Source organism: Mesorhizobium sp. M7A.F.Ca.CA.001.10.2.1, assembly GCF_003998575.1.
GTDB lineage: Bacteria > Pseudomonadota > Alphaproteobacteria > Rhizobiales > Rhizobiaceae > Mesorhizobium.
On sequence record NZ_RZQY01000236.1, the window covers coordinates 1 to 8267 of the forward strand.

The 8267-nt window shown below is 62.4% G+C and carries 7 protein-coding genes and 1 pseudogene; 3 read left to right on the top strand and 5 right to left on the bottom strand.

The window, feature by feature from the left end; genetic code table 11:
• The 3 genes and pseudogenes from EN964_RS16635 to EN964_RS16645 form a co-directional block, all read right to left on the bottom strand.
• A pseudogene (locus tag EN964_RS16635) lies at positions 1 to 1058 on the bottom strand (cobaltochelatase subunit CobT); the annotation flags it as partial.
• Positions 1059 to 1069: 11 nt separating this feature from the next.
• The gene (gene cobS / locus EN964_RS16640) at positions 1070 to 2056 is read right to left on the bottom strand and encodes a cobaltochelatase subunit CobS (protein ID WP_013529367.1); all 987 of its coding nucleotides are present in this window, start codon (positions 2054 to 2056) and stop codon (positions 1070 to 1072) included.
• A gap of 123 nt (positions 2057 to 2179) precedes the next feature.
• Positions 2180 to 2809 (bottom strand): J domain-containing protein, encoded by a 630-nt coding sequence (locus EN964_RS16645; protein ID WP_013529366.1) that lies wholly within the window; start codon positions 2807 to 2809, stop codon positions 2180 to 2182.
• 181 nt (positions 2810 to 2990) lie between these two features.
• Here EN964_RS16645 and EN964_RS16650 point away from each other — a divergent pair, with 181 nt between their 5' ends.
• Complete coding sequence (locus EN964_RS16650) at positions 2991 to 3293, top strand: BolA family transcriptional regulator (protein ID WP_013529365.1); 303 nt, start codon at positions 2991 to 2993, stop codon at positions 3291 to 3293.
• Positions 3294 to 3323: 30 nt separating this feature from the next.
• Here EN964_RS16650 and EN964_RS16655 read toward each other — a convergent pair whose 3' ends face one another.
• Positions 3324 to 4877 carry an acetolactate synthase large subunit gene (locus EN964_RS16655; protein ID WP_127266964.1) on the bottom strand — a complete coding sequence of 518 codons (1554 nt, stop codon included), beginning with the start codon at positions 4875 to 4877 and terminating at the stop codon, positions 3324 to 3326.
• 100 nt (positions 4878 to 4977) lie between these two features.
• Complete coding sequence (locus EN964_RS16660) at positions 4978 to 5784, bottom strand: alpha/beta hydrolase (protein WP_127266965.1); 807 nt, start codon at positions 5782 to 5784, stop codon at positions 4978 to 4980.
• Positions 5785 to 6024: 240 nt separating this feature from the next.
• Here EN964_RS16660 and EN964_RS16665 point away from each other — a divergent pair, with 240 nt between their 5' ends.
• Both EN964_RS16665 and EN964_RS16670 read left to right on the top strand, forming a co-directional pair.
• Complete coding sequence (locus EN964_RS16665; RefSeq protein WP_013529362.1) at positions 6025 to 7974, top strand: PrkA family serine protein kinase; 1950 nt, start codon at positions 6025 to 6027, stop codon at positions 7972 to 7974.
• 17 nt (positions 7975 to 7991) lie between these two features.
• Positions 7992 to 8267 (top strand): DUF444 family protein (locus EN964_RS16670; protein ID WP_127276549.1); only part of this gene is annotated, 276 nt, incomplete at its 3' end.

Below are 8267 nucleotides of genomic sequence, written 5' to 3' on the forward strand. Positions count from 1 at the left end.
ACGCCGGACAGATTGGCCAGTTGCTTGTCGAGGAAGGCGCGCAGCCGGTCGAGTTCTTCCTCTTCGCACAGCTCCTCGGCGCCGACCGTCTCGTCGAAAGCCGTGGTGAAGACCTTGTAGTCGATCTCCTTCGGCAGATTGGTGAAGGGATTGTCGTTGCGGCGCGCCTCGCCGGGTGTTTCGGCATCGGCGTCGTCATCGTCGGACAGATCGTCGGCGGTGGCGTCGGAGGCTTCCGTCTCGGCCGACTGTTCGTCATCGGCGGAAGCTTCGGCATCCTCGGACTGCGACTGCTCGGAGCCGGAATCCTCTTCGCCACCCTCCTCGCTCTGCTCCTCGCCTTGCGGCTGGTTGTCGTCATTGTCCTCGGAATCTTCCGTCTCCTGGTCGTCGCCGAGTTCCTCGGCCATCTCCATGGAGGCGAGCATCTCGCGCACGACCCGGGCGAACGCCTGCTGGTCGCCGAGCTTGGCCGACAATCCGTCGAGGTCGGCCTTGGCCTTCTCCTCGACCCAGGGGCGCCAAAGTTCGACCAGCCGCTCGCCGCTTTTCGGGACCGGGCGGCCGGTCAGCTTCTCGCGCACCATCAGGGCAAGAGCTTCCTCGATCGGCGCGTCGGCCTTGTCCTTGATGTCGACGAGGTTGGCCTTGGCGTATTTGTCCTCCAGCATCGAGCCGATATTGTCGGCGACGCCCTGCATGGCGCGTGAGCCTATCGCCTCGACGCGAGCCTGCTCGACCGCGTCATAGATGGCGCGGGCCGCCTTGCCTTCCGGCGCCAGCTTGGTGTGGATGCGCACATCATGGCAGGCGCGCTTCAGCGCCATGGAATCGCCGAGGCCGCGGGTGATCGCAATATCGGTCTTCGATGCCTTCTTGGGCAGCTCCGGCAAGCGCGCGCGGCTGCCGGCGAGCGCCGGCCGGTCCTTGGCGAAACCGACCTCCAGTTCCTTGTCGCCGGCAATGGCGCGCATGCAGACGGTAACGGCACGCTTGAAGCTATCGGCTTCAGACCCCGTCTTCGACTTGTTGCGCGTGTTGTCGCCCGGACCCGCCATCGAGACCCTGCTTAGCCCAGCACCACGTTGGCGGCGCTCTCGGGCAGATCCTCGCCGAAGGCGCGCTGATAGAACTCGGCCACCACCGAGCGCTCCAGTTCGTCGCACTTGTTGAGGAAGGTCAGCCGGAACGCCATGCCGATATTGCCGAATATCTCGGCATTCTCGGCCCAGGTGATCACGGTGCGCGGGCTCATCACGGTCGACAGATCGCCGTTGATGAAGGCCGAGCGCGTCATGTCGGCGACGCGCACCATCTTGTTGACGATGTCCTTGCCCTTGCCGTCGCGATAGTGCTTGGCCTTGGCCAGCACGATGGCGACTTCGTTGTCGTGCGGCAAATAGTTCAGCGTGGTGACGATCGACCAGCGGTCCATCTGCGCCTGGTTGATCTGCTGGGTGCCGTGATAGAGGCCGGTGGTGTCGCCAAGGCCGACCGTGTTTGCGGTCGAGAACAGCCGGAAGGCCGGATGCGGGCGAATGACCCGGCTCTGGTCGAGCAGCGTCAGCCGGCCCGACGATTCCAGCACGCGCTGGATGACGAACATCACATCCGGACGGCCGGCATCGTACTCGTCGAAGCACAGCGCGACATTGTGCTGGTAGGCCCAGGGCAGGATGCCGTCGCGGAATTCGGTGATCTGCAAACCGTCCTTGACGACGATCGCGTCCTTGCCGACGAGATCGATACGGCTGACATGGCTGTCGAGGTTGACGCGCACGCAAGGCCAGTTGAGGCGAGCGGCGACCTGTTCGATATGGGTCGACTTGCCGGTGCCGTGATAGCCCGACACCATGACGCGGCGGTTGTAGGCAAAGCCCGCAAGGATCGCCATCGTCGTGTTCTTGTCGAACAGATAGTCCGGATCGATGTCCGGCACATGCTCCGATGTCACCGAATAGGCCGGCACCACCATCTTGGACTCGAAGCCGAATTTCTCCTTCACCGACACCGTCGTGTCGGGCAGGTTGGCGATGTCACGATCGACCTTGTTCATATCTCTCAACGTCTCCACGGGCGAAACGTCTGATTTCGCCGGCAATCGATTTTGTCCGGGGGCGGTCTTAGAGCCTTTTCCAACCTTATGAAAGTTGGAAAACGACACGAACCGTATGGCCGCTCAGCACAGGCCCGCCTGTTTGAGCACGCGATAGGCCTGCAGCACATCGCGGAACCGGTCTTCCGAACCTCTGTCGCCACCATTCGCATCCGGATGGTGCAGTTTCACCAGTTCCTTATAGCGCGCCTTGATCTCCTTGCCAGTCGCCTTTGTATCAAGACCAAGCGTTTCCAGCGCCTTGGCCTCAAGCGGCTTGGCCTTGCGCTCGCGCGCCTCGCGCGGATCCTTCGGTCCCTTGAACAGGTCGAACGGGTCGCGCATGCGGTTATAGTAGCCGGCGCGGCCGGAACGCATCTGGGCCATATCGGGCGACGACCGCGTCGAGGCCCCGTTGGCGCCCATCTTCCAGGTCGGCCGGTGCCCGGTCATGGCTTCCTTCTGGAAGCGCGCGACCTCGGTGTCCGGCACGCCGGAAAAGTAGTTGAAGCCCTTGTTGTACTCGCGCACATGATCAAAGCAGAAGTGGAAATACTCGCCTTCCTTCATGCGCCCGACCGGCGCACGATGGGTGCCCGCTTCCTTGCAGCCGTCCCACTGGCAGATCGGCGAGTGCGACTTCAGCTCCGCGTCCTTGTCGGGGCGGACGCGAATCTTCTCGAAATATTTGGGGTACGGCTTCATCTTACCCATTTATGGGGCGTTCGCAGATGCGAAACAAGAATTGACATTTTCGCGATCATCGCCCTAACCGCTGAATCGCGGCATAAAGCAGGCGAATGGCGGATTTTGTTGCTCGGCGGCGGCCCCTTGCGAAACCGATTTTCGGTTTCCAGGCCGAGACGCCAGCGATATGTGGTGAAGGGAGATGGCGATGTCCATACAGGCGACCATGGAAGACAAGCTCAATAAGGCATTTTCGCCGGACAGGCTGGTTATCATCAACGAGAGCCATCTCCATGCCGGCCACCACCATCACGGCTCCGACCATCACGGCACTTATGACGGCACCGGCGAGACGCATTTTCGCGTCCGCGTCGTCGCTTCCGCCTTTGCCGGCATGAGCCGCATCGACCGTCACCGCGCCGTCAATGAACTGCTTGCCGACGAATTGAAGGCCGGCGTGCACGCGCTGGCGATCGAACCGGCGGCTCCCGGCGAAAAGACCCGCTGGTAGCTCGGTTCCGCCGATCGTTTTTCGCCGCGCTCAGAGCACCGCTTCGATGAGGAACGGCCCGCGCCGTGACAGCGCGCTGTCCAGCAGCGCCTCGAAGCGCTCGCACGTATCGGCGCGAGCCGCCTCCACGCCCATGCCTTTGGCCAGCGACACCCAGTCGAGCGAGGGATGGTCGAGGTCGAGCATGCGCCTGGCGTTCTCGCCGATCGCGCCCACGCCGACATTCTTCATCTCGCCATGCAGGATTGCATAGGTTCGATTGGAAAACACGATCGTCACCACGTCGAGCTTTTCCCGCGCCTGCGTCCACAATCCCTGTACCGTGTACATGCCGCTGCCGTCGGCTTCGAGGTTGATCACCTTGCGGTCCGAACAGGCGATTGCCGCCCCGGTCGCCATCGGGATGCCGCCGCCGATCGATCCGCCCGTGCCCATCATGTAGTCGTGCGGCGCTGCAAAGGCCGACAGCGCGAAGAAACGCCTGGCCGAGGTGACCGCTTCATCGCAAACGATCGCATCGGCCGGCAGTTTGCGCGCCACCGAGAGCGCGATGGCATCTTCCGTCAGCTTGCCGTTCGGCGTTGCCTCGTCGGGAAAAGCGGCCGCGAGCACCTGTTGTTGTGACGGCTTGATGCCAAGTTCGTCGCGAAGCGCCTCCAGCGCCGTATGCAGATCGTCGCCATGGGCGGCCAGTGTCAGCACCTCGCAGCCTTCCCGCACGAGCCGTCCCGGTTTCCCCGGATAGGCGAAGAAGGCAACCGGCTCCTTCGCACCGACCAGGATCAGAACATCGACGTCGCTCAGCACAGCCATCGCCGCATCGACCGGATAGGGGATGCGGGTCGGCGCGACACGCCCACGCCCGCGTTGCATCCGTGCGATCAGAACCTCGCCGAACAGGCGGACATCGCTGCCCGTCGAAATCTGCCCGGCGATGGCGAGCGCATCGGCGCGTGCGGCCTTTCCGCGAACGATCATGCCTGCCCGGCCCGGAGCGGTACGGATCGCCGCGGCGACCTTGCGCACGGCGTCCATATCGACGGCCGGCGCTGGCACCAGCTTCACCTTGCCGACCGAAACCGCGTCGACTGCGCCCCAGGCAGCATCCGCCGGCAGGATCATCGTCGCGACGCCGGGCGGTGTCAGCGAGGCGCGAAAGGCTGCTTCAGCTGCCGGCACGATATCGGCCGGGCCCTTGACGCGGCCGACCCAGTTGGACATCGGCGCCGCAAGGCTCTCGATATCGCTGGTGAGCGGGGCATCGAGCGGCAGATGGTAAGAGGCGTGGTCGCCGACGATGTTGATCATCGGGCTGAAGGCACGCCGGGCATTGTGCATGTTGGCGAGCCCGTTGGCCAGGCCGGGACCGGTATGCAGCAGCGTCGCGGCCGGCCGATCGGTCATCCGCGCATAGCCATCGGCGGCACCCGTCACCACGCCCTCGAACAGCCCGAGCACGCAACGCATTTTCGGCTTGCGGTCAAGTGCTGCAACGAAATGCATTTCGGAGGTGCCGGGATTGGCAAAGCAGACCGTCACATCGTTGGCCAGAAGCACGTCACACAGGACATCGGCGCCGTTCATGCAATTCCCTCCCGCTCACGATCGAAGAGCACTTGCACCCGGGCGCGCCCGCACAGCAATATCCCGCCGCCATTTTTGATCTGATCCAGCGCTGTAAAGATCAGCCAACCGTCGATTTCAGGAATGCCAGCGCGGCAGCGGTCAGCGCGTCACCGTCCTCGCCGAAATCGCGATTGATCGACATATGCGTGTAGGCGCTGCCGTCGAACAGTGTGACCTGGGTGCCCGTCGCGCGCAGGCGCTCGGCAAAGGCCTTGGAGTCCTCGCCGCGGCCAGGGGCGCGCGAATAGGCAATGAACGTCGGCGGGTGCTTGCGGCCGTCGACATGGCTGGCCGGCGACAGTGCCGCCCATTGCGCGGGATTGGAAAAGACGCGGGCATAGGCCCGCACCATGCCGCCCTTCCTGGCAAGTGCTGCAAGATCATAGGCCCTGGTATCGTCGAGAATGAGCGCAGCTATGCCGGGCAATCCGCCGCGCATGCCGGTCAGCGCAATCAAATGGCAGCCGGCCGAATGGCCCATGCCGACAATGCGGTTGGGATCGCCGCCATGCCGGGCGATGTTGGCCCTGATGAAGGCGTAGGCCTTTTCGACGTCACCGGCCTGGGTGGCGACATCGGCCTGCGGCAACATGCGGTAGTCGATGGAGACGAAGCAGAAGCCGTTGGCGAGCAGGAAGGCCGGTTTGGCGTTGACCTGACTGCGTTTGCCAAACTGCCAGGTGCCGCCATGAACGAAAAATACGACCGGCAGGCCGATTGCACCATCGGGCGCATAGATGTCGAGCTTGGCCGGCCCGTAGTCGAAGGTCTTTGGCGTGGGTCGGCGTGTTTCCGACGCGGCCGATGCTTCCAACGGCAGCATCGCCGCCACCGAGGCCATGATCAGGCTTCGTCGATCGATCATCACTGTCTCCTGGCGAGGCAAGACTGCACGCGGCGGCCCCAGCCGTCCAGTCAGGGATTCGCAACACACCCGCTACCCGCGCTGAATGCCGCTCCGCACCGAGCGCCTTGATCTCGGAGTGGCCTCAAATCTTACGATCGCAGCCACCTCTTCACATGAAGGGAACAAACGGTACCCCCCGACAGTTGAATGCGAGGTGAGCCGAATGGAAGCCACAGCGGCTCCGAGGGCAAAAGCATCATGCGAGAGAACCAGTCTGACGTCTTTGATCTGTTTTCGGAAATTTACACCAACGCGGCGCAGGAAGAGATCAGCATCCAGCAATATCTCCTTGCCTGCCGCGAGGACAAGTCGATGTATGCCTCGGCGCCTGAACGGATGGTCGAGGCGATCGGCGAGCCGAACCTGGTCGACACCAGCAAGGATGAGCGGCTCGGCCGCATTTTCTCCAATCGGACCCTGAAAGTGTACCCTTCCTTTGCCGATTTCTATGGCATGGAGGACACGATCGAGCGCATCGCCGGCTATTTTCGCTATGCGTCCCAGGGGCTCGAGGAGCGCAAGCAAATCCTCTATTTGCTCGGCCCCGTGGGCGGTGGCAAATCCTCCCTTGCCGAGCGTCTGAAGAAATTGATGGAACAGCGCCCGATCTACACGCTGAAGGTCGGTAATCAGGTCAGCCCGGTTTTCGAATCGCCGCTTGGTCTTTTCCATCCTGATCGCATGGGCGACCTGCTGGAGGACAAATACGGCATTGCCCGACGCCGGTTGAATGGGCTCATTTCGCCATGGGCAGCCAAGCGCCTCGACGAACTTTCCGGCGACATTTCCAAGTTCAGCGTCGTCAAGCTGATGCCGTCGCGACTGCGCCAGATCGGCATCGCCAAGACCGAGCCCGGCGACGAGAACAATCAGGACGTTTCGGCCCTGGTCGGCAAGGTGGACATCCGGCAATTGGAAAACTTCAGCCAATCCGATCCGGACGCCTATTCCTATAGCGGCGGACTGAACCGGACTACCCAGGGCCTGCTTGAATTCGTCGAAATGTTCAAGGCGCCTATCAAGGTCCTGCATCCGCTGCTGACCGCCACCCAGGAAGGCAGCTACAACGGCACCGAAAACTTCGGCGCTTTTCCCTACCAGGGAATCATCGTGGCCCATTCCAACGAGTCGGAATGGCTGCAGTTCAAGAACAACAAGAACAATGAGGCCTTTCTCGATCGCATCCTCGTGGTCAAGGTGCCGTATTGCCTGCGGATAACCGAAGAGCGGCAGATCTACGAGAAACTGCTGCGGGAGAGCGAATTGGCCGCCAGTCCTTGCGCTCCCGAGGTGCTGGACATCCTCAGCCGGTTTACCGTCTCGACCCGCTTGGCCGAGCACGACAATTCACCGCTCTACACCAAGATGCGCGCCTATGACGGCGAGAACCTCAAGGAAGTCGACCCCAAGGCAAAGTCGGTTCAGGAATATCGGGACGCCGCCGGCGTCGACGAGGGCATGGCAGGCGTCAGCACGCGCTTTGCCTTCAAGATCCTGTCGCAGACCTTCAACTACGACACCGAAGAGGTGGCCGCCGACCCCGTGCACCTCATGTACATCCTGGAGGAGGCAATCAAGCGCGAACAGTTTCCGAAGGAGACGGAAGCCGCCTATCTGGAGTTCATCAAGTCCGAACTGGCCGCGCGGTATGCCGAATTCATCGGTCATGAGATCCAGAAGGCCTATCTGGAATCGTACAGCGAGTATGGCCAGAATCTTTTCGACCGCTACATCGCCTATGCCGACGCCTGGATCGAAGACCAGGACTACAAGGATCCCGACACCGGCCAGATCCTCAACCGCGAGGTTTTGGACAACGAGCTTTCACAGGTCGAAAAGCCGGCCGGCATCGCCAATCCCAAGGACTTCCGCAACGAGGTGGTGAAATTCACGCTGCGCGCCCGTGCAAGAAACCATGGCCGCAACCCGGCGTGGACAAGTTACGAAAAGCTGCGGGAAGTCATCGAGAAACGCATGTTCGGCCAGGTCGAGGACCTCCTGCCGGTGATCAGTTTCGGCTCCAAGCAGGACAGCGTCACGGAAAAGCGGCACAATGAATTCGTGCAGCGGATGGTCGAGCGCGGCTACACCGAGCGGCAGGTTCGTCGCCTTGTGGACTGGTACATGCGGGTGAACAGGGCGGGTTAGAGAACCCGGATGGTTCCATGCCGATCTTCATCGACCGCCGCCTGAACCCGAAAGACAAGAGTCTCGGCAATCGCCAGCGCTTCCTCCGACGCGCGCGCGAGGAATTGAAGCGGAGCATACGCGACCAGATCCGCACCGGCAGGATTGCCGACGCGGATTCCGAGCACGCCGTGCGCATGCCCGAAAGAGGCACAAGCGAGCCGAGCTTCAGCAACGCCCGCGACAGTGGCAGGCGCCAGCACATCTTGCCGGGCAACAGGCATTTCTCCGCTGGAGACCTGATCCCCAAGCCC

Excerpts from the sequence above, each read along its gene's own strand:
- cobS (WP_013529367.1), bottom strand. The coding sequence starts at position 2,056 with ATGAACAAGGTCGATCGTGACATCGCCAACCTGCCCGACACGACGGTG.
- EN964_RS16645 (WP_013529366.1), bottom strand. The coding sequence starts at position 2,809 with ATGGGTAAGATGAAGCCGTACCCCAAATATTTCGAGAAGATTCGCGTC.
- EN964_RS16650 (WP_013529365.1), top strand. The coding sequence starts at position 2,991 with ATGTCCATACAGGCGACCATGGAAGACAAGCTCAATAAGGCATTTTCG.
- EN964_RS16655 (WP_127266964.1), bottom strand. The coding sequence starts at position 4,877 with ATGAACGGCGCCGATGTCCTGTGTGACGTGCTTCTGGCCAACGATGTG.
- EN964_RS16660 (WP_127266965.1), bottom strand. The coding sequence starts at position 5,784 with ATGATCGATCGACGAAGCCTGATCATGGCCTCGGTGGCGGCGATGCTG.
- EN964_RS16665 (WP_013529362.1), top strand. The coding sequence starts at position 6,025 with ATGCGAGAGAACCAGTCTGACGTCTTTGATCTGTTTTCGGAAATTTAC.